Source organism: Streptomyces aquilus (genome assembly GCF_003955715.1).
Taxonomy (GTDB): Bacteria; Actinomycetota; Actinomycetes; order Streptomycetales; family Streptomycetaceae; genus Streptomyces; species Streptomyces aquilus.
This window is the reverse complement of the sequence record NZ_CP034463.1, coordinates 1,034,942-1,053,992: the sequence shown is the minus strand read 5'-3', so window position 1 is coordinate 1,053,992 and position 19,051 is coordinate 1,034,942. Positions and strand designations below refer to the sequence as shown.

At 71.2% G+C, this 19,051-nt stretch carries 17 protein-coding genes; 10 read left to right on the top strand and 7 right to left on the bottom strand.

Annotation, left to right across the window (positions count from 1 at the left end; translation table 11 throughout):
- Positions 1-181: 181 nt before the first annotated feature.
- The gene (locus tag EJC51_RS05000; RefSeq protein ID WP_126269890.1) at positions 182-544 is read left to right on the top strand and encodes an ArsR/SmtB family transcription factor; all 363 of its coding nucleotides are present in this window, start codon (positions 182-184) and stop codon (positions 542-544) included.
- Positions 545-554: 10 nt separating this feature from the next.
- Here the strand turns inward: EJC51_RS05000 and ppk2 are convergent, their stop codons facing one another.
- Entirely contained in the window at positions 555-1,358 is an 804-nt protein-coding gene (gene ppk2, locus EJC51_RS04995; protein WP_126269889.1) for a polyphosphate kinase 2, read from the bottom strand.
- A gap of 107 nt (positions 1,359-1,465) precedes the next feature.
- Entirely contained in the window at positions 1,466-2,194 is a 729-nt protein-coding gene (locus EJC51_RS04990) for a carbonic anhydrase (RefSeq protein WP_244362499.1), read from the bottom strand.
- Positions 2,195-2,476: 282 nt separating this feature from the next.
- On the opposite strand from EJC51_RS04990, the gene EJC51_RS04985 reads away from it, so the two are divergent.
- Entirely contained in the window at positions 2,477-3,136 is a 660-nt protein-coding gene (locus EJC51_RS04985) for a YceI family protein (RefSeq protein WP_126269887.1), read from the top strand.
- Between the two features lie 34 nt (positions 3,137-3,170).
- The gene (locus EJC51_RS04980) at positions 3,171-3,683 is read left to right on the top strand and encodes a GNAT family N-acetyltransferase (RefSeq protein WP_126269886.1); all 513 of its coding nucleotides are present in this window, start codon (positions 3,171-3,173) and stop codon (positions 3,681-3,683) included.
- Positions 3,684-3,689: 6 nt separating this feature from the next.
- On the opposite strand, the gene EJC51_RS04975 is transcribed toward EJC51_RS04980, so the two are convergent.
- From EJC51_RS04975 to EJC51_RS04965, 3 genes are all read right to left on the bottom strand, one after another.
- Positions 3,690-4,826: an ARPP-2 domain-containing protein gene (locus EJC51_RS04975; protein ID WP_126269885.1), complete on the bottom strand. Its 1,137-nt coding sequence runs from the start codon at positions 4,824-4,826 to the stop codon at positions 3,690-3,692.
- Positions 4,823-6,274, bottom strand: a complete 1,452-nt coding sequence (locus tag EJC51_RS04970) for a hypothetical protein (protein WP_126269884.1) — start codon at positions 6,272-6,274, stop codon at positions 4,823-4,825. The genes EJC51_RS04975 and EJC51_RS04970 overlap by 4 nt, the downstream gene beginning before the upstream one ends.
- Before the next feature lie 174 nt (positions 6,275-6,448).
- Entirely contained in the window at positions 6,449-7,168 is a 720-nt protein-coding gene (locus EJC51_RS04965) for a DinB family protein (protein WP_126269883.1), read from the bottom strand.
- Positions 7,169-7,332: 164 nt separating this feature from the next.
- Here EJC51_RS04965 and EJC51_RS04960 point away from each other — a divergent pair, with 164 nt between their 5' ends.
- The 5 genes from EJC51_RS04960 to EJC51_RS04940 all read left to right on the top strand — a co-directional run bounded on the left by EJC51_RS04960 (position 7,333) and on the right by EJC51_RS04940 (position 15,733).
- Entirely contained in the window at positions 7,333-7,884 is a 552-nt protein-coding gene (locus EJC51_RS04960) for a heme-binding beta-barrel domain-containing protein (protein ID WP_126269882.1), read from the top strand.
- 73 nt (positions 7,885-7,957) lie between these two features.
- Complete coding sequence (locus tag EJC51_RS04955; RefSeq protein ID WP_126269881.1) at positions 7,958-8,410, top strand: iron chaperone; 453 nt, start codon at positions 7,958-7,960, stop codon at positions 8,408-8,410.
- A gap of 266 nt (positions 8,411-8,676) precedes the next feature.
- Positions 8,677-13,869, top strand: a complete 5,193-nt coding sequence (locus EJC51_RS04950; RefSeq protein ID WP_126269880.1) for a family 43 glycosylhydrolase — start codon at positions 8,677-8,679, stop codon at positions 13,867-13,869.
- A 77-nt stretch (positions 13,870-13,946) separates the two neighbouring features.
- Positions 13,947-14,633: a haloacid dehalogenase type II gene (locus EJC51_RS04945; RefSeq protein ID WP_126269879.1), complete on the top strand. Its 687-nt coding sequence runs from the start codon at positions 13,947-13,949 to the stop codon at positions 14,631-14,633.
- A gap of 41 nt (positions 14,634-14,674) precedes the next feature.
- On the top strand, positions 14,675-15,733 hold the full coding sequence (locus EJC51_RS04940; RefSeq protein WP_126269878.1) for a DmpA family aminopeptidase: 1,059 nt from the start codon (positions 14,675-14,677) through the stop codon (positions 15,731-15,733).
- A 6-nt stretch (positions 15,734-15,739) separates the two neighbouring features.
- On the opposite strand, the gene EJC51_RS04935 is transcribed toward EJC51_RS04940, so the two are convergent.
- Positions 15,740-16,309 (bottom strand): phosphoribosylanthranilate isomerase, encoded by a 570-nt coding sequence (locus tag EJC51_RS04935; protein WP_126269877.1) that lies wholly within the window; start codon positions 16,307-16,309, stop codon positions 15,740-15,742.
- A gap of 89 nt (positions 16,310-16,398) precedes the next feature.
- Entirely contained in the window at positions 16,399-17,082 is a 684-nt protein-coding gene (locus EJC51_RS04930) for a hypothetical protein (RefSeq protein ID WP_166682826.1), read from the bottom strand.
- Between the two features lie 37 nt (positions 17,083-17,119).
- On the opposite strand from EJC51_RS04930, the gene EJC51_RS48585 reads away from it, so the two are divergent.
- Positions 17,120-17,638, top strand: coding sequence for a CGNR zinc finger domain-containing protein (locus tag EJC51_RS48585; RefSeq protein WP_126269876.1), 519 nt, complete (start codon positions 17,120-17,122; stop codon positions 17,636-17,638).
- Positions 17,639-17,724: 86 nt separating this feature from the next.
- Positions 17,725-19,020, top strand: a complete 1,296-nt coding sequence (locus EJC51_RS04920) for a hypothetical protein (protein ID WP_126269875.1) — start codon at positions 17,725-17,727, stop codon at positions 19,018-19,020.
- The last annotated feature ends 31 nt before the right edge of the window (positions 19,021-19,051 follow it).

Genomic DNA, 19,051 nt, shown 5'->3' with positions numbered 1-19,051 from the left:
GCCACCGCTGCCCATCATGTGAAGACTTCTTCAAGTCACCACATCAGCATGGTCCCAATGTGTGTTCGCGCACGGCCCGGGGCGTGAAGGATCGGCATCCGAGGGCGGCCTGTGATGCGGCGGTGCCCCCTCAGGTGCCGTCGCACCGCGGTCCCACCCAGCCGACAAGGAGCGAGCAGCCATGCAGGCCCCCCTCTACCAGGTCAAGGCGGAGTTCTTCCGCATGCTCGGCCACCCCGTGCGCATCAGGGTGCTGGAGCTCCTCCAGCACGGGCCCGTGTCCGTGCGGGACCTGCTCGCCGACATCGAGATCGAGCCGTCCAGCCTGTCCCAGCAATTGGCCGTGCTGCGCCGCTCGGGGATCGTGGTGTCGATGCGCGAGGGCTCGACCGTCCGTTACGCGCTCGCCGGCGGCGACGTCGCCGAACTCCTGCGCGCCGCCCGCCGGATCCTCACCGAGCTGCTCACCGGCCAGAACGAACTGCTCACCGCACTCCGGCAGGCGGACGACGCCCCCGCCGAGCCCCTGCGCACCGGCCGGTGACGGCGGGGCGTCACAGACCTGCCGCGTGGTCCGGGACGTAGGTCTGGAGATCGCGCGGGGTCCGCACATAGCCGGTGGACTCCGGACGCTCCGGGAGCTCCAACACCGGCGGCGGCACGTCCTGGTAGGGCACCGAGTCCAGCAGATGGGCGATCATGTTCAGCCGGGCCCGCCTCTTGTCGTCGCTCTCGACGACGTACCAGGGAGCCTCGGTGATGTCGGTGTGCACCATCATCTCGTCCTTGGCCCGGGAGTACGCCTCCCAGCGGGTGAGTGACTCCAGGTCCATCGGGGACAGCTTCCAGCGGCGCAGCGGGTCCTCCAGCCGGCGCCGGAAACGGTCCTGCTGCTCGGTGTCGCTCACCGAGAACCAGTACTTGCGCAGCAGGATGCCGTCCTCCACCAGCATCCGCTCGAAGATCGGGCACTGGCGCAGGAACAGCTGGTGCTCCTCCTTGGTGCAGAAGCCCATCACATGCTCCACGCCGGCCCGGTTGTACCAGGACCGGTCGAACAGCACGATCTCCCCGGCGGCCGGCAGATGCTCGACGTACCGCTGGAAGTACCACTGCGTCCGCTCCCGCTCGGTCGGCTTCGGCAGGGCCGCGATCCGGGCGACACGGGGGTTGAGATGCTCGGCGACCCGCTTGATGGTGCCGCCCTTGCCGGCCGCGTCCCGCCCCTCGAACACGACGACCAGCCGCGCGCCCTCGGCCCGCACCCACTCCTGAAGCTTCACCAACTCGGTCTGCAGACGCAGCAGTTCACCCTCGTAGACCTTGCGCGACAACGTCTCCTTCGCCTTGCCTGCCATGCGTCCACCTCTTCGCATACGTGGTCGGGTCCCCGTGTCGGCACAGTACTGTCCGATCAGCGAGGGGTCCGGCAGGCGTGGCGCTGATCCGGGGCCGCCCCCGTGCGTCAGCCGGTGAGCCGGTGCACGCGCCAGCTGCTCAACTCGTAGCGTGCGCCCACGATGGCCAGGTCTCCGCCCGCGACCTTCGCCGCGAGGTCGGGCTCCGCCGCCAGGCGCGCGCGGACCGCCCGTACGTTGGCGTCGATGGTCGCGTCGATCCGGGCGTCGCCCTCCTTGGTGTGATCGATGTTCGGTCGTATCTGGTCGGCCAAGTACTGGATGTGCGCGGGCAGCGGTGCACCGGACGCCTCGGCCTCGACCGCCGCCCGCACCGCGCCGCACGACTGGTGGCCGAGGACGAGGACGAGCGGTATCCCGAGCTCCAGCACCCCGTACGCGATGCTGCCGAGCACCGCCTCGTCCAGCACCTCTCCGGCGCTGCGCACGGTCATCAGGTCCCCGAGTCCCTGGTCGAAGACCAGCTCCGGGGGCACCCGGGAGTCGATGCAGCCGAGAACGACCGCGAAGGGATGCTGCCCCGAGACCAGTGTTTGACGGGTGGCCGGTGTCTCGTCCGGGTGCTGCTCACGGAAGGTGCGCCAGCGGCGATTGCCCGCCGCCAGTTCCCGGAGCGCCTCGTCGGGGGTGTCGGGGCGAGGGCGGGTGAGGGGAGAGGCCGCGGCGGCGGGAGGCGCGCCGACCGCGAGGCCGGTGCCGAGGGCCGCGGCGCCGGTCAGCCCGGCCCGCAGGAACGTGCGGCGGACGGGGCTGTGGAGGGTGGCTTCAGAGTTCACGGAGAGGAACGTATGTCCGAGTCCGGCGCTGATCCGCCGCGTTACCAACAGCAGGGCAAAACGGGGGAGAAGCATGACCTTCGGCGTCACTCCGAATTCGACAATTCGCCGCCCCAAATGCCGGAAAATCATGCCTAATTCGAGGTGTGAACGCTGGCGGGAATCGACGAGAACTGGTCAATTGACCTGGCCGTGGGGGAGTTGGTGGGGGACCTGTGGATATTTCGTCGACCACCCACGCGGGCTTGCCTCGCCAACTCCCGTGCAGTAATTAGGTGAATCATGAATTTGTTCAGTCGTGGTACTCCGTTCCGCCGCACGGAGCCCACCTTCACCCCCACACCCCCCACCGGCCGGCCGGGCGCCCCCACCACGCTCCTGCCGGACCCCACCCTGGCCGCCCTGACCGGCGAATGGGTCATCGACCCGGCACACAGCAGGATCGGCTTCTCCGTACGGCACGCCATGGTGACCACGGTCCGCGGAGCCTTCGCCGAATACCAGAGCCGCCTCTACTTCGACGGCCGGGACCCGTCCCGTTCGCAGGCCGAGATCACGGTGTCCACGGCGAGTGTCGACACCGGAGTGGAACAACGTGACGCCCATCTCGTGGGCCGCGACTTCTTCGACTCGGCGAACCACCCGCGCATGCGCTTCACCAGCACCGGGGTGGAGCCCCTTGGCAACGATGTCTACCGCATGACCGGCGACCTCACCATCAAGGCCACCACCCGCCCCGTGGTCCTCGAACTCACCTACATCGGCCATGTCACCGACCCCTTCGGCTACCAGCGGGCTGGCTTCGACGGCACCACGACGATCGACCGCACGGAGTGGGGACTGAACTACAGCTCCAGGCTGGCCGAGGGCGGCGCCATGGTGAGCGAGAAGGTGCGCCTGCAGTTCGACATCGCGGCCATCCGCACGGCTCCCGTCGGCTGAGGCGGTGCCCGGTCCGGGCGATAACATCATGATCATGGCGGACTGGGAACTGCGGGCAGCGTCGATGGCGGATCTCGAGGAGATCGTCGAGATCCGTGCCGTCGTGATGAGGGCGGATCTGGAGCGGCTCGGCCGGTACGACGAGCACCGGGTGCGGCAGCGGCTGCGCGACGCCTACCAGCCGGAGCACACCTCGGCCATCGAGGTGGCCGGTGCCCTGGTCGGCTGCGTGGCGCTGCGGCCGGCCGACGACGCCTACTGGCTGGAGCACTTCCTCCTCGTCCCGGAGCTCCAGGGCAAGGGCATCGGCTCGGCCGTCCTGGGCAGGCTGCTGGAACGCCCCGACCGGGAGGGTGCCCTGACCCGGCTGAACGTCCTCCGGGGCAGCGCGGCCCGCAGACTGTACGAGCGACACGGTTTCGTCCTGGAGTCCGAGGACGCGGTGGACGTGTACATGGTCCGCAACCCGACGAGCCGCACGCCGGCGCCCCTTGCGTCGACGAACCGCGTCCCGACGAACCGCACCCCGGCGCCCCGCACGCCCTGACCCGCCTCAGCCACGCTGCCGCAGCAGGCAGCCGAAGCCCGCCGTCTCCACCCGCTTGGCGAGCGCGGCGCCGTCGATGCCGAACTCGGCGGCCGTGTCCGCGAGATGCCAGTCGTGCGCGGCGAGCCGGCTGAGCAGGAAGCCGCGGCGGACCTGGTTCTCGGAGAGCCGGAAGGTCTTGAGGTAGACGGCCCGGCCGTGCTCGTCGAGGATCGCCTCCCCGATGTGGTTGTCCTGCTTCGGACGGAACTCCGGCAGGAAGCGGGAGAGCGTGAAGCGCCCCATCCGCCGGACCTGCTGCCAGCTGCTCTCCTGCTCCACCAGCCCGGCGGCCATGGTGGTGTCGTGGAACTCCTCCCACCGGTCCGTCTGTTCGGCCGCGGCCGCCCGCAGGTCACTGAGCGAGCGGATGCCGGGATCGGTGATGCGCGCCCGGAAGTCCGCCACCGGCGGCATCAGCGTCGCGTAGTGGTGCACCAGATCGCCGTACAGGTCCTGGACCAGCGTCGGATGCAGCGTCCGGTAGTCCTCCGGATGCGGCACCACGAACGCGGCGGCCAGCGCGTCGGCCAGGTAGACGAGGACACCGCACTGGCCGGGGTGGATCTCGAAGACGCTCAGCGCGTCGGCCAGCCCCGGCACCTGGAGTCCCAGGTAGGCGGCCTCGACGCGCGGCGACAGCCCCTGCCGCAGCGCCTGCCGCGACCACTCCTCCCACGCGATGGTCGGACCGCCGAAGTGCAGCGCGAGATAGCCCTCCAGCGCGAGATGCAGCGGCAGGAACCGCAGCCGCCGCCGGCCCTCCTGACGCGCCATCCGGCGATGGAAGTGCAGCCGTACCGCCGCCACCGGCTCCTGCTCCGCCGGGCCCTCGGCCAGCTGCGTGCCGTAGGCGGCGGCCGGGGAGCCGTCCCCCGTCCACTCGGCGACGAAGCTGTGCGGGATGTAGGAGCAGTAACTGCCCTTCCGGCCCAGGTCGACGACCCCGGGCCCGGTGTGGATGCGCGGATGCAGCCGCAGATCCGCCACGGGCTCGGCCCGCACCAGCGGCACCAGCCGCACGGCACCCCACACCTGCGAGGGCTGCGTCCGCAGCCCGTCGAACAGGGCGGACGGGGCAGGGGCTTCGCCGTACGTCGTCATCGCGCACCCCCGGCCGCGGTCCGCTCCGGCACGGCGACGAGCCGCTCCGCGCGGGCGTCCAGATAGGCCGTCAACTCGGCAAGGCCGGTCCGCCCCTCGGCGAACTGCGCGATCTCGACGAGCGCCGGCACATCCTCCGCGTCCCGCACGCCCGCCGTCGGCACACTGGGGGCGAGCCGTCGTACGTCGAAGTCGTCGGCGTCGTAGACCGGGTTGAGGTGGACCACGCTGGTGCGGCGCTCCGGGTCGAGGCGGGTGCGCCAGACGCGGAGCACCTCGGCGGCGAGCCCGGGCGGGGCGTTGTCCCAGCCGTCGGAGACGATCACCAGCCGGTCCGGGGCCGTCTCCAGCGCGTCGAGGATCCGCTCGCCCAGCGGGGTCGGACCCACGGGATGCGCGAGCAGCGCCTCACGGCGGCCGGACGTCCACAGCCCGGCGTACCGGTCGGCGAGCGCCTCCAGCAGGTAGTGGCAGGCGAGGGCGACCGCCAGCGGCCGACGCCGCTTCACGCCCGAGCCGTAGGACGAGAAGCTGTCGTCCAGTACGGCGGTGACCCGGCCCCACGTCCCACGGTGCACCCCGGCCACGCGCGCGGCGGCCGCGCGCAGGGCGCCGGTGAGTTCGTCGCGCCGCTCGACCCGCTCCGCGGCCGGCAGGGAGAGCACATAGCCGGCGAGCCGGGTGAGCGGCATCCGGGCGAGGTCGACCGCGACCGCCTCCGCGACGCCTCGGCGCTGCGCCGTCTCCTGGAGCCGCAGCGCCTCCAGGCGGGTCATCCGGGGCGCGATCCGCTCCAGGAAGACGGCCCGCGGAATGCCGTGCTTGGCCGCGAAGCCCTCGGCCACGGTGTACGGCAGCTCGTACACGGCCGCCTGCTCGTAGTGCGCCCGGCGCCAGGTCTCCAGGATCGGGGTGTCGTAGTGGGCGCGGCTCAGCGGCGCGAACAGGAACGTACCCAACTCGCCGTCGTCCGGGGCGAGATGCGCGTGCCGCAGGGCCTGCTTGAGGCCGCTGCGGTACTTGACCGCGTCGAAGGCCAGATCGGGGCGGGCGGCCAGCCAGTCGCGCAGCAGCGCGCGGGTACGGCGGTTGTTCACCCCGGCGCGGCGCAGCGCACGGAAGAGTCCGTAGACGCGCTGCGGCGGCAGCAGCGCCAGCCGCCCCGCGATCAGCCGCCCCTCGCTGCGGCGCTGCTCCACGGACGCCTCGGCGGAGGTCTCCAGCAGCCGGCGGACGATCAGCGCCGCGTTGTGGTCGTTGATGTCCAGTGCCAGCACACCCGCGTACAGATCGCGGTAGTTGCCGAGCATGTACGCGTGCAGGAAGTCGAGGGACAGCCGCTGTGCGCCCGCGTCGGCGTGGAACTCGCGCTGCCCGGTCGCCGTGATCGCCGCGTTGACGAAGAGCAGCACGTCGTCGGCCGCGACGAGATCCCCGTACGACTCCATCCCTTTTCCCGCCCCCTTGTAGCTGGATGCCGGCCGGGGAATGGGGGCACGAGCTGCGAATCATTGCTGTACAGGCAGGTTCCGGAAGTCGCACCGAAGTCCCGCGGCCGGCGTGGGGACGCTAACACGCCCCCGAGCTGCGGCTCCACGGCATTTCCGCTGCCCGGGCTCGGGTCACCCGGCGGTGCCGAACCGCGCCCGCCACAGGTCGCGCAGGAGGGCGATCTCGGCCATGTGGTGGATGAACTCCAGGTTCGCGCCCCACAGCACGCTGATGTACGGCTCGTCGGCGTCCCCGCCGTACGGGTACTGGGAGAACCCGACCGTGTCGAGCTGCTCCTCCGTCATCCGGCCCACGCTCTCGCGCCAGCGGTCGATCACCGGCCAGAACCGCTCCAGCGTCACGGCCGCCGAGGGCGAGAAGTCGACCATCAGCTTCGGATCCCGGCGCCGCTCGCCGAAGGCCCACTCCCAGGCGCCCGCGAACTCGAAATGCAGATGTCCGAGGCGCCACGCGATGGTGGTGACCGGCGTCCTGTCGGGTTCCAGCGGGCCGGTGTGGTCGAGGATCTCCTGGACCCGTTCGACGCTGACGCTCCAGTCCTCGGCGATCTTCTCGACGGACATGCCGGAGGCGGCCTGCCGGGCGACTTCCGCGTACTCGTTCTTGGGGATGTCCGGCGCGCCCAGGTCGAGCACCCAGTCACCGGGCCCGAACGCCCGAGGGGTCACCGCCTCCTCGCGGCGCCGCAGCGACCAGCAGTCGGCCACCGGCTCCCACAGGTACTCCTCGTCGCTGAGGCCGATGAGCCGGACCTCGGCCATCTCCCGGGCCCGGTCGAACTGGTCGAGCAGCAGGCCGAAGCGGTCGGTGCGTGAGCCGGGCGTTTCCATGGGGGTCCCCTCGCGGTCGTGTGTCGCGTCCCAGGTGCGCGGGCGGAGCCTATGTGCTCGGCTTCCGGCCGGGCGAGTGAATTACCGGCTGGGGAAGTGAAGTCGCGCCGGTGGGCGCGGCCTAGGCTTTCCCACGAACCGGCCCGACCCCGAGGAGCACCGACGTGTCCCAACCCGCACCGCAGTACCCGTACGGCGAAGCCCACGGGCCGGACGCGGCACCCGCACCCCACGCACTGCTCAAGCCGGTGCTCGGCTTCCTGGGCACCTGGCACGGCCGCGGCCGCGGGGGATACCCGACCCTCGACGGGGACTTCGCCTACGCGCAGGAGGTCACCTTCAGCCACGACGGCCGCCCCTTCCTCCGCTACGAGGCCCGGGCCTGGCTGATCGACGCGGACGACAACCCGCTGCGTCCGGCGGCCCGCGAGAGCGGCTGGTGGCGACTCCAGCCCGACGGCCGGGTGGAGGCCCTGATCACCCAGCCCACCGGCATCGCGGAGATCGCCGTGGGCCATGCCGAGGAGGGCACGGTCGACCTGTCCACCCAGGAGGTGGCCCTGACCCCGACGGCCAAGGAGGTCGAGGCCACCCGCCGCCGCTACACACTGACCGGCGCCGACACCCTCACCTTCGTCCACGATCTCGCGGCGGTGGGACAGCCGTTGCAGCACCATCTGTCGGCGGAACTCCGCCGTCGGCACGATCGGGACTAAAGTCCCCTCCCGAAGTCGTGCACAGCGAGATCCGAAGGTCTGCACACCGAGGTCCACGAGGGGGAGTTGCGCGATGGCCAGTACCGAAGACGGCGCCTACGAGGGGTTCACGGCCGAGGAGCGGGCCGCGATGAAGGAGCACGCGCGGGAGATGAAGACCGCCGCGCGGCGCCGCTCGAACGCGGACAAGGCGGCGGAGGCCGAGCGGGACGTGCTCGCGAAGATCGCCGAGATGCGGGACTCGGACCGGGTGATGGCCGAGCGGGTGCACGCCGTCGTCACCGCCGCCGCCCCCACGCTCGCGCCCAAGCTCTGGTACGGCATGCCGGCCTACGCCCTGGACGGCAAGGTCGTCTGTTTCTTCCAGAGCGCGGAGAAGTTCAAGGCGCGGTACGCGACCCTCGGGTTCAGTGACCTGGCGAAGCTGGACGACGGTCCGATGTGGGCGGCCGCGTTCGCCCTGACCGAGGTGACGGCCGACGTGGAGGAACGGATCGGTGCGCTCGTGAAGCGCGCGGTGGGCTGAGACGGCACCAAGGGCGCGGGCTTCGCGGAGCCCGCGCCAACGCGCCTTGGCGCTCGCGCCGTTGAGCACCCCCGAAACCGTCTGTTCGACCTGTCGGACATTGTTCGAAACCTCTTGACGCTGCACCACAACCCGTTTGACACTCTCGCAACACGACGTCACCCAGCCGAAACGTCAGGGCGCCCTTGGCCGAGGCGCCCGTTCCCGGCTGACTCCTGCTTGCCCTCCCCTCCTCCGTCAGCCATGCCTCAGCAGGGAAACCCCACATGACGCACCTCGCACGTCCGCGCCCCCGCGCGAGACGCTGGGCGGGCCGCCTCGCGGGCCTGACCGCCGTGTCGCTGTTCCTCGGCCTGACCGCTCCGGTGACCTCCGCGACCGCCGCCGACACCGCGGACATCACCGACGGACTCGCCCTCTGGTACAAGCTCGACAACGCCTCCGGCAGCACCGTCACCGACGCCTCCGGCCACGGCCGGGACGGCACGGTCAGCGGCACCGCCGACTGGTCGGCCTCCGGCCAGGGGCTCGCCTTCAACGGCTCCGACACCTACGTCAAGGTGCCCGACGACGTCATGAAGGGCATGAGCGCGATCACCGTCTCGACGGACGTGCTGATCGATGCGGCCCAGTCCACGCCGTACTTCATCTACGGCTTCGGCAACTCCAGCGGCAGCAGCGGCAACGGCTACCTGTTCACCACCGGCAACGCGTTGCGCACCTCGATCGCGACCGGCAACTGGTCGACGGAACAGACCACCAAGCCGTCGGACGCGCACAACCTGACCCGCGCGGTGTGGAAGCACCTCACCTACACCCAGACCGGATCCACGGGCGTGCTGTACGAGGACGGCGTCGAGGTCGGCCGCAACACCGCGGTCACCACCACCCCGGGCGCCATCGGCTCCGGCACCACCACCGCCAACTACATAGGCAAGTCCGTCTACTCGGGCGACAAGCTCTTCAAGGGCCGCATCCGCGACTTCCGGGTCTACGACCGTGCCCTGGACGCCTCCGAGGTCGAGCGGCTCTCGCTCCCCGTGGCCACCCAGGGCGTCGCCGACGACAAGGCGGCCCTCGACCTCGGCGACACCAGCGCCGTCACCGCCGACCTGGACCTGCCGAAGACCGGCACGGCGGGCGGCTCCACGATCAGCTGGGCCAGCGACAACACCGCCGCCGTCTCGGACACCGGCAAGGTGACCCGCCCCGCCGCGGGCGAGCCGAACGCCCACGCCACGCTCACCGCGACCCTGAAGAAGGGCACGGTGACGGACACCAGGTCCTTCGACGTCACGGTCCTGCCCGCCTTCGACGACAAGACCGCCACCGAGCAGGCCGCCGAGGCCCTCACCGTCCACAACCTCGACGACGTACGCGGCAACCTCACCCTCCCCGCGGACGGCGACTACGGCACCCACGTCGCCTGGTCCTCGGCGCGTTCGGACGTCATCACCGACGACGGAGTCGTCCACCGCCCCGCGCACGGCGACGGCGCCACCACCGTCGAACTGACCGCCACCGTCACCAAGGGCGAGGCGTCCACGACCCGCACCTTCACCGCGAAGGTCCCCGAACTCCCCAAGCAGGAAGCCCTCAAGGGCTACATGTTCAGCTACTTCACCGGCGAGGGCACCTCGGACGGCGAACAGCTCTACGCCGCCCTCAGCAAGGGCGACGACCCGCTGAAGTGGCGGGAGTTGAACGACGGCAAGCCGGTGCTGACCTCCACGCTCGGCGAGAAGGGCCTGCGCGACCCGTTCATCATCCGCTCCCCGGAGGGCGACAAGTTCTACCAGATCGCCACCGACCTGCGGATCTACGGCAACGGCGACTGGGACGCCGCCCAGCGCAGCGGCAGCAAGTCCATCATGGTCTGGGAGTCCACCGACCTCGTGCACTGGACGAACCAGCGCCTGGTCAAGGTCTCCCCGGACAGCGCCGGCAACACCTGGGCCCCGGAGGCCTTCTACGACGCCGAGCGCGGCGAGTACGTCGTCTTCTGGGCGTCGAAGCTGTACGACAACGACGCGCACTCGGGCGACACGTACAACCGCATGATGTACGCGACCACCCGCGACTTCTACACCTTCAGCCAGCCCAAGGTCTGGGTCGACCGCGGCTACTCGGTCATCGACTCCACGATGATCCGGCACGACGGCACCTACTACCGCCTGTCGAAGGACGAGCGGAACAACTCCTCCTCCACGCCCAACAGCAAGTTCATCTTCGAGGAGAAGAGCGACTCGATCCTGGGTTCGTGGACCCCGGTCGCCGAGGGCATCGGCAAGGGCGCGATGAGCGCCGCCGAGGGCCCGCTGGTGTTCAAGTCGAACACCGAGGAGAAGTGGTACGCGTTCCTCGACGAGTTCGGCGGCCGTGGCTACCTCCCCTTCGAGACGACCGACCTCGACTCCGGTGTCTGGACCCCGGTCGCCGACTACGACCTGCCGTCCAGGCCGCGCCACGGCACGGTCCTGCCGGTCACGCAGGCCGAGTACGACCGGCTGCTGCGCGCCTACCAGCCCGACCAGCTGGTGGAGAGCGTCGAGGACATCCAGGTCAAGACCCGGACCGGTGAGGCCCCGGTCCTGCCGGCCACGGTGATCGCCACCTACGCCGACGGTGTCAAGCGCCCCGTCGCCGTCGACTGGGAGGACGTCCCGGCGTCCGAGTACGCACAGCCCGGCACCTTCACGGTCACCGGCAGCCTGCCCGACGGCGCCGCACTGCCGGTGCGGGCCGAGGTCACCGTCTCGGCGGAGGGCCCGGACGTCCCGGCGGACCTGCTCCTGGAGTACGACTTCGACGAGACCGGCGGCAACATCGCCCGCGACGCCAGCGGCCACGGCTACCACGGCACCTACGCCCGAACTCCCGCGTTCGGCACCGGAGTCCACGGCGGCTCGTTCAAGATGTCCGGCGACTCGGCGACCTCCCCGTACGTGAAGATCCCGAACGGCGTGCTGAAGAACGCCGGCAGCGTGACCGTGTCGACGTACGCCAAGTGGCAGGGCGGCGCGAGCTTCCAGTGGCTGTTCGGGCTCGGCCCCGACAGCGACAAGTACCTGTTCGCCACCCCCTCCAACGGCGGCTCCAGCCTCTACTCGGCCATCACCAAGGCGAGTTGGTCCGCCGAGTCGAAGCTGACGGCCGGCTCCCAGCTCACCCCCGGTGAGTGGCGGCACGTCACCGTCACCCTCGACGGCACGACCGGCACGATGATCCTCTACGTCGACGGCGTCGAGGCGGCCCGCACCACGACCGGCATCAAGCCGTCCGAACTCTACGACGCGAACAAGGACTACAGCGGCTACATCGGCCGCTCCCTGTACGCGGCCGACCCCTACTTCGGCGGCGAGGTCGACGACTTCCGCATCTACGACCGTGCCCTGACGGCCGCGGAGGTCATGGAGCTCAGCGGCAACACCGCGGGCATCGCCAAGGCCACGCAGTCCGGTCTGAAGGTCGACGCGATCATCGACAACGCGGACAGCAAGATCACGCTGCCGCTGAAGGAAGGCGCCGATCTCACCTCGCTGGCACCGGAGTTCACCCTCGCCCACGGCGCGGCGATCAGCCCCGCCTCCGGCAGCGTCCAGGACTTCAGCAAGCCGGTGACGTACGAAGTGACCGGCTCCGACGGCAAGAAGCGCACCTGGACGGTCTCGGCGCTCGTCATGAAGAGCCCGGTCCTGCCCGGCCTCAACGCCGACCCGAACATCGTCCGCTTCGGCGACACCTTCTACATCTACCCGACCACCGACGGCTTCGAGGGCTGGAGCGGCACGCAGTTCAAGGCCTACTCCTCCACCGACCTGGTCCACTGGAAGGACCACGGCGTCATCCTCGACCTCGGCCCCGACGTCTCCTGGGCGGACAGCCGCGCCTGGGCGCCGACCATCGCCGAGAAGGACGGCAAGTACTACTTCTACTTCTGCGCCGACGCCAACATCGGTGTCGCGGTGTCCGACTCGCCGACCGGCCCGTTCAAGGACGCCCTCGGCCGACCGCTGCTGAAGGCGGGCCAGCTCAGCGGCCAGATGATCGACCCGGCCGTGTTCACGGACGACGACGGGACGTCGTACCTCTACTGGGGCAACGGCCACGCTTATGTCGCCCCGCTGAACGCCGACATGGTCTCGATCGACACCGCGAAGACGAAGGACATCACCCCCAGCGGCTACAACGAGGGCTCCTTCGTCATCAAGCGCCAGGGCACCTACTACTTCATGTGGTCGGAGAACGACACCCGGGACGAGAACTACCGGGTCGCCTACGCCACCGGCCCCTCGCCCACCGGCCCGTGGACCAAGCGCGGGGTGATCCTGGAGAAGGACCTCTCGCTCGGCATCAAGGGCCCCGGCCACCACTCCGTCGTCCATGTGCCGAACACCGACGACTGGTACATCGCCTACCACCGGTTCGCCCTCCCCGGCGGAGACGGCACACACCGTGAAACCACCGTCGACAAGCTGGAGTTCGACGCGGACGGCCTGATCAAGAAGGTCGTGCCGACGCTCACCAGCATCGATCCGGTCACCGTCGTGCACGCAGGCCCGAACGCCGAGGGCACCGAGGGCGACGCGCTCGCGCTGAACGGCACCCTGTCGGGGGCGGGCAGCCCGCAGTGGACGGTCGAGGACGGGGCACGCTGCGCCTTCGCCGACCCCACCGCGGCACGCACCACCCTCACCTGCACCGACGACGGCACCTACACCGTCACCCTGACCGGCGGCCGCAGCCGCGACACGGCCACCGTGAAGGTGGCCAACGCGGCACCGGCCCTCACCGCCGCCACCGGACCCCGGTCCGCGGTGTCGGTGGGCGGGACCGCCGTCGTCACGGCCGCCTTCACCGACCCCGGCTCCTCCGACACCCACACCTGCGAGGTCGACTGGAAGGACGGCACCGCACCGCAGGCCGGCAAGGTCACCGCGACCGGCTGCCGGGCCGAGCACACCTACACCAAGGCCGGCATCCGCCGCCCGGTCGTCACGGTCACCGACGACGACGGCGCCTCGGACAGCAGGACCCTCCCCGAGCTGATCGTCTACGACCGCTCCGCCGGACCGGCCTTCGGCACCGGGGTCTACACCTCCCCGGCCGGCGCCTACCCCGCCCGCCCGGCCCTGACCGGCAAGGCCGCCTTCTCCCTCGTGGCCCTGTACGAGAAGGGAGCCACCGTCCCCACGGGATGGGCGTCGCTCGACTTCGGCCCGGCCAAGCTGAAGTTCCGCTCGACCGGCTCCGACTGGCTCGTGGTCACCGGTGGCCAGGCCGTCTACCAGGGGTCCGGCACGGTCAACGGCGGCAGCGGCTACGGATTCCGGGTCACGGCCACCGCGGACACGTTCCGGATCAAGATCTGGAAGAAGGCGGGCGGCGAGGTCGTTTACGACAACGCCACCAGCCCGAAGCTGGCCGGCATCATCACCATCGGCGCCGCCCGACGGTGAGCCGGACACCGGGCGGCGTGGGCACTCACCGGTGCCCGCGCCGCCCGCCACCGTGATCCCTCCGGGAGGCCCCGCCCATGACAGAGCCGGCGATCGACGCCCTCGTGTTCGACGTGCTCGGCACCCTCGTCGACGAACCGGCCGGACTCCGCGCCGGCATCCGCGCACTCGACGCCTCGCTCGACGACACCAGGGTCGAGGAACTCCTCTCCCTGTGGCAGCGGCACGTCGAGCACGAGCAGGCCCGCGTCGTGGCGGGGGCGAGGCCTTTCACCACCAGCGAGGTCATCGACCGGGAGGCGGCGCGGCTGGTGGCCGACGCCACCGGAGCCGACGACTCGGCGGCCGCCGCGCTGGCGCTGTCCGCTCGGCGGCTCCCGGCGTGGCCCGACACCCTGGCGGGTCTGGCGCGGCTCGCCCGGCGGTTCCCGCTGATCGGGCTGTCCAATGCAAGCCGTACGGCTTTGCTGGAACTCAGCGCCCACGCCGGACTCCGCTGGCACCAGGCGTTGTCCGCCGCGGAGGCCGCGACCTTCAAGCCGGACCCCGCGGTCTACCAACTGGCCGTCAGCGTCTCCGGACGACCGCCGGAGCGGCTGCTGATGGTCGCCGCCCACGCCTGGGACCTGCGCGGAGCCCAGCGCCTCGGCCTGCGCACCGCGTACGTCGCCCGCCCGGTCGGCGATCCGCCCGCCCCCGAGGACCGCTTCGACCTGTACGCCGACGGCCTGGCCGATCTGGCGGACCAGCTCGACAAGGCATAACCGCGCGAGGCGCGGAACCGTGTCCGCGTAGGGTGCCGATCATGAGCGCACCCGCCCCTCGCCCGTCCTCCTCCGGCGCCGCTCCTCGGGCCCGGGACATCGGCCTCGGCGTCGGTGACCTGCCCACGGGGCCGCACAACGCGCTCACCGACGTGCCGGGCGTCCGGGTCGGCCACACCACGCTGATCGACCCGCCACGGGTGCACAGTGGCGTCACCGCGATCGTGCCGGACGGGATCGGCCCGCAACGCCCGCTGCCCGCCGGGGTGTTCGTGGGCAACGGGTACGGCAAGCTGCTGGGCGGCACGCAGCTGGCCGAACTCGGCGCGCTGGAGACGCCGGTGCTGCTCACCTCGACCCTCTCCGCCTTCCGGGTCGCCGACGCCCTGGTCGGCTGGATGCTGGAGCGGCCGGGCAACGAGGACGTGCGCAGCCTGAACCCGGTGGTGGGGGAGTGCAACGACGGGCTGCTGTCCGACATCCGCTCCCGCCCGGTGCGCGAGGAGCATATCCGGTCCGCGCTGGAGAACGCGTCCGACGGGCCGGTGGCCGAAGGGTGCGTGGGGGCGGGCACGGGGACCTCCGCGCTCGGGTTCAAGGCCGGTGTCGGCACCTCGTCGCGACGGCTCGCGCTGAGCGGCCGGGAGGTGACGGTGGGGGTGCTGGTGCAGGCCAACTTCGGTGGCAGGCTCAGGATTTCGGGCCGTACGGTCACACCCGTCGACGTCGGTCTGCCCGACCCGGACGCCGGACCCGACCGCGGCTCCTGCATGGTCGTGGCCGCCACCGACGCGCCGCTGGACGCCCGCCAGCTGACCCGGGTGGCCCGCCGCGCGGTCTATGCGCTGGCCCGCGTCGGTGCCGCGTACGGCCACGGCAGCGGCGACTACGGCCTCGCCTTCGGCACCCGCCCGCTGGGCGAGCCCGCCGGTCCGGCCGTGCTGCCCGACGACCGGCTCGACCCGCTCTTCGGCGCCGCGCTCGACGCCGTGGAGGAGGCCGTCCTCAACTCCCTGCTGACGGCCACCACGACCACGGGTCCGCGCGGCCACACCCGCCATGCACTGCCGGTGGGACCGCTGCGCACGCTGCTGGAGTGAGCCCGCTCAGTGGGAGCGGGCCGCGGCGATGAAGGCGGCCATCTTCTCCCGGCTCTTGATCCCCGGCGCGGTCTCGACGCTGCTGGAGACGTCCACCCCGTAGGGGGCGAAGGTCTTGATCACACCCGCCACGTTGTACTCGTCGAGGCCCCCGGCGATCACGACCCGCCCGGGCACGTCCTTGACCCACTCGGGGATGTCGGCGAAGACACCGCTGCCCGTGCTGGCGTCGTAGAAGAAGTAATCCAGGGCCTCCGGGTGCTCGGGCGGCGTGCCGGAGGCCAGGGCGAGGTTGGGGATGTCGACCATCTCGTAGACCTGGATCGTGTCGAAGTGCTCGGCGACGGCCCGCGTCTCCTCATGGGCCAGCGCCACGGCGAACGTGGGAATCCGTCCGCGGGCGTGGTCGGCGAGCGCCACGGCCCGCTCGGGCGGGCAGTACCGCTTGCTCCTGGGGGTCACCACGACGCCGATGGCGTCGTAGCCCAGCTCGATGGCCCAGTCGATCTGCTGCTCCTGGGTGAGCCCGCACACCTTCACGAACCCGCCGGACCCCGTCGGCCGCCGCCCGCTCATCCTGTCTCCTTCTCGCGCACGTCACGAAGCTGTGCTCACCGATTCGTGAGGCGGTTCATCGTACGAGCCGCCGGCGCGCACTCGCGCCCTCAGACGTGAGCGGACAGGAGCCAGCCGATGTGCAGTTCCTCCGCGGCCGGGCGGAACGTACGGATGAGTTCGGCGCGCTCGGGGTCGTCCTCGGGGAGGGCGCGGGCGAGGAGGGCCTGTGCGGCGACGGTCTGCGGCCGGGCACCGAGCGCGCCCCGCAGATGAAGCGAGCGGCGCAGCATCGCGATCCGCTCGGCGGGCTCCCTGCGCGGAGCGACGTGCCGGATGATGTACGACTCGAGGAACTCGTCGCCCGTCGCCGTGGCGAGGTCGAGTGCCGTCTCGTAGTGCGGGTCGGCGGCCGCCGGGTCCTCGTCGATGTTGTCCAGCAGGACCGCCCAGTGGAACTCGGCCCAGCCGCGCAGCTTCTCGTCACCGCCCTCGACCGCCGCCCGGTAGCCGGCCTCGGCCACGGCGCGGTCGTCGGGACGCGGGTCGCGACGGAACAGGAGCCGGCTGTAAGCCAGTCGCGCCGTGAGCAGCTGTGCGGTCGGCGACGCGGGGTCGAGCGCCGCGACCGCCTTCTCGGCCTCCTCATGACCCTCGATCCGGAAGAACCAGCGCTCTACGGCGATCTCCGCACGCAGCTCGGGTTCGGCGTCCGGGCCCAGGACGGCGAGCGCGGCGTCCCATTCCCCGAGCAGGTGCAGCCGACGAGCGATGTAGGTGGCATCAGATATCATGGCGCCTACATTAGGAAGCGGCGATGTAGGTGGTCAAGTGCAATACGGTGACTACGTCGGGAACGTGACGCGGCTGGCCGTCGAGCTGGCCAACACGAGGTCTCTCGACCAACACGGCCAGTTCGTCGGCCAGTTCTTCGAGGAACACGAGATCACTCCGCCGCCGGACGGCGACTACGGCGAGCTGCCGGACCTCGTGCGAGAGGCCTTGGCGCAGGCGGTCGACGGCACCGCACCCGAGGCCGTGCACCGGCTGCTGCGTGACTACCCGCCGGAGATGCATCTGTCCGACCATGACGGACTCGGCGGCTGGCACGTCCACTTCAGCCGCAACGGCACTCCGGCCCAGCGCTGGGCCGGCCAGCTGATCGCCGCCCAGCTCGCGCTGGTCGTGGCCGGGGAGCCGGCCGTGACGCTGGGGCGGTGCGCGGCGGAAGGCTGCGGCAACTACTTCGTGGACCAGTCACGGAACCGGACACGTCGCTTCTGCTCCAACGCCTGCGCGAGCCGGACGACGGTCGCGGCGTACCGGGCCCGGACGGCGAAGAAGTCCTGACGGCGCGCGTCTTGAGGGGGTTCGCGGCCCGACGGCGCTGTCAGTGGTCGTCCGTAGGGTGGTGGCACATCCAGCGGGAGGTAGCGATGCGCAGGCCGGTCGAGGGCGAAGTGTTCGTGCACTACGGGCAGATCTATGTCGAGAGTGACCCGGAGAGCTTCGGCCCGGACCTCGCCGAGGCGTTCGCCGGACAGCGCGCGGGTCTGTGCGGTGCCGCGATCCCGGGCGCCCTGTGGCTGACGACCGGGCTGCACACGGGGGACGTCGGTTTCACCGTCGAGGTCCATGAGGAGCCGCCCGCCTTGGACCCGCGGTGGGAGGACGTGGTGGAGGTGTCCTTCCGTCCCGTCTCGGCGGACAGCCGACTGGTGCAGTGGGCGGGCGAAGACGTCTGGGAGCTGGACCTGGAGGAGACCGACTACCGCGTGCGCTACTGCGCCAAGGGCATGGACGAGGCGAACAGGAAAGACACCCGGATGGACGACGAGCCGCAACTGGACTGCTATCTCCTGCAGTTCTGGCCCGCCCCACCGGACACCGACCGCGTGCTCCGGCACACGTCGAAGATCGCCGCCTACTGGCACACCTACGCCGCCGAGCAACCGCCGCCGCCCACCCCGGAAGAGCGGGCCGAGGCCGAGCGCCGCGAGCGACTCGAACAGGAGGGGGCCGAGCGGGAGAACCAACTCGCCCTGGAACGCTGGGAGTGGGGCGGGCAGCTGCCCAGCCAGGCCCTGCGTGAGGTCCTGGGCAACGTCCGCGGTCTGGTGCGCTTCGACCCGCCCCTGGTCCATGCGATCGACGCCGCCGGTCCCGAAGTCCAGCGGGCAGTGGCCCTGTTGGCGGCTCGGCGGGCCTGCGAACAGTCCGGCCTCACCGCTCTCGACTGGGTCACCGACGGGCTCACCGCGCTCGCGGAGGGGCGCCCTCTGCCGCCGCCCTTCGACGACTGGGGGCGCATGTGGCAGACCTTGGCCGACGACCCGCACGCCCCGGACCGGACCGTGGGCGACGCCGTCCCGCCCGAGCGGCCCCCGTTCCAGCCGCCCGCGCCGCGGCCGGGGGTGACGGCCTGGGAGGCACCGCAGGTGGTGGGTCCCGCGGCCGCCGCCGTCGAATGGTCCCAGACGCAGCGGGTGCCCGGGCGCCGGTCCGCAACCGCCGTGTTCACCACGGGAGTCACCAGCGGTGCCCCGGACCCGTCCCGGCGGATGTCCCAGCCCCACATGGCGCTGCCCGCGGTGACCGGAGCCGCGGAGGCGGACCCCCTGCGGGCCGCCCTCGACGCGGTGTACGCGGGCGTGGTCACTTACGGGGAGCACTACGAGGCGCTGCTGCAAGAGGTCTGGGCGGCGCTGCCGCCGGTCAGCGACACGCCGTAGGACTCGCCGCACCGGGCCCGGGGGCGGGCCC

What these genes read in the sequence shown, in the direction of transcription:
- EJC51_RS05000 (WP_126269890.1), top strand. Translation starts at nt 182, where the DNA reads ATGCAGGCCCCCCTCTACCAGGTCAAGGCGGAGTTCTTCCGCATGCTC.
- ppk2 (WP_126269889.1), bottom strand. Translation starts at nt 1,358, where the DNA reads ATGGCAGGCAAGGCGAAGGAGACGTTGTCGCGCAAGGTCTACGAGGGT.
- EJC51_RS04985 (WP_126269887.1), top strand. Translation starts at nt 2,477, where the DNA reads ATGAATTTGTTCAGTCGTGGTACTCCGTTCCGCCGCACGGAGCCCACC.
- EJC51_RS04980 (WP_126269886.1), top strand. Translation starts at nt 3,171, where the DNA reads ATGGCGGACTGGGAACTGCGGGCAGCGTCGATGGCGGATCTCGAGGAG.
- EJC51_RS04975 (WP_126269885.1), bottom strand. Translation starts at nt 4,826, where the DNA reads ATGACGACGTACGGCGAAGCCCCTGCCCCGTCCGCCCTGTTCGACGGG.
- EJC51_RS04970 (WP_126269884.1), bottom strand. Translation starts at nt 6,274, where the DNA reads ATGGAGTCGTACGGGGATCTCGTCGCGGCCGACGACGTGCTGCTCTTC.
- EJC51_RS04965 (WP_126269883.1), bottom strand. Translation starts at nt 7,168, where the DNA reads ATGGAAACGCCCGGCTCACGCACCGACCGCTTCGGCCTGCTGCTCGAC.
- EJC51_RS04955 (WP_126269881.1), top strand. Translation starts at nt 7,958, where the DNA reads ATGGCCAGTACCGAAGACGGCGCCTACGAGGGGTTCACGGCCGAGGAG.
- EJC51_RS04950 (WP_126269880.1), top strand. Translation starts at nt 8,677, where the DNA reads ATGACGCACCTCGCACGTCCGCGCCCCCGCGCGAGACGCTGGGCGGGC.
- EJC51_RS04945 (WP_126269879.1), top strand. Translation starts at nt 13,947, where the DNA reads ATGACAGAGCCGGCGATCGACGCCCTCGTGTTCGACGTGCTCGGCACC.
- EJC51_RS04940 (WP_126269878.1), top strand. Translation starts at nt 14,675, where the DNA reads ATGAGCGCACCCGCCCCTCGCCCGTCCTCCTCCGGCGCCGCTCCTCGG.
- EJC51_RS04935 (WP_126269877.1), bottom strand. Translation starts at nt 16,309, where the DNA reads ATGAGCGGGCGGCGGCCGACGGGGTCCGGCGGGTTCGTGAAGGTGTGC.
- EJC51_RS04930 (WP_166682826.1), bottom strand. Translation starts at nt 17,082, where the DNA reads ATGATATCTGATGCCACCTACATCGCTCGTCGGCTGCACCTGCTCGGG.
- EJC51_RS04920 (WP_126269875.1), top strand. Translation starts at nt 17,725, where the DNA reads ATGCGCAGGCCGGTCGAGGGCGAAGTGTTCGTGCACTACGGGCAGATC.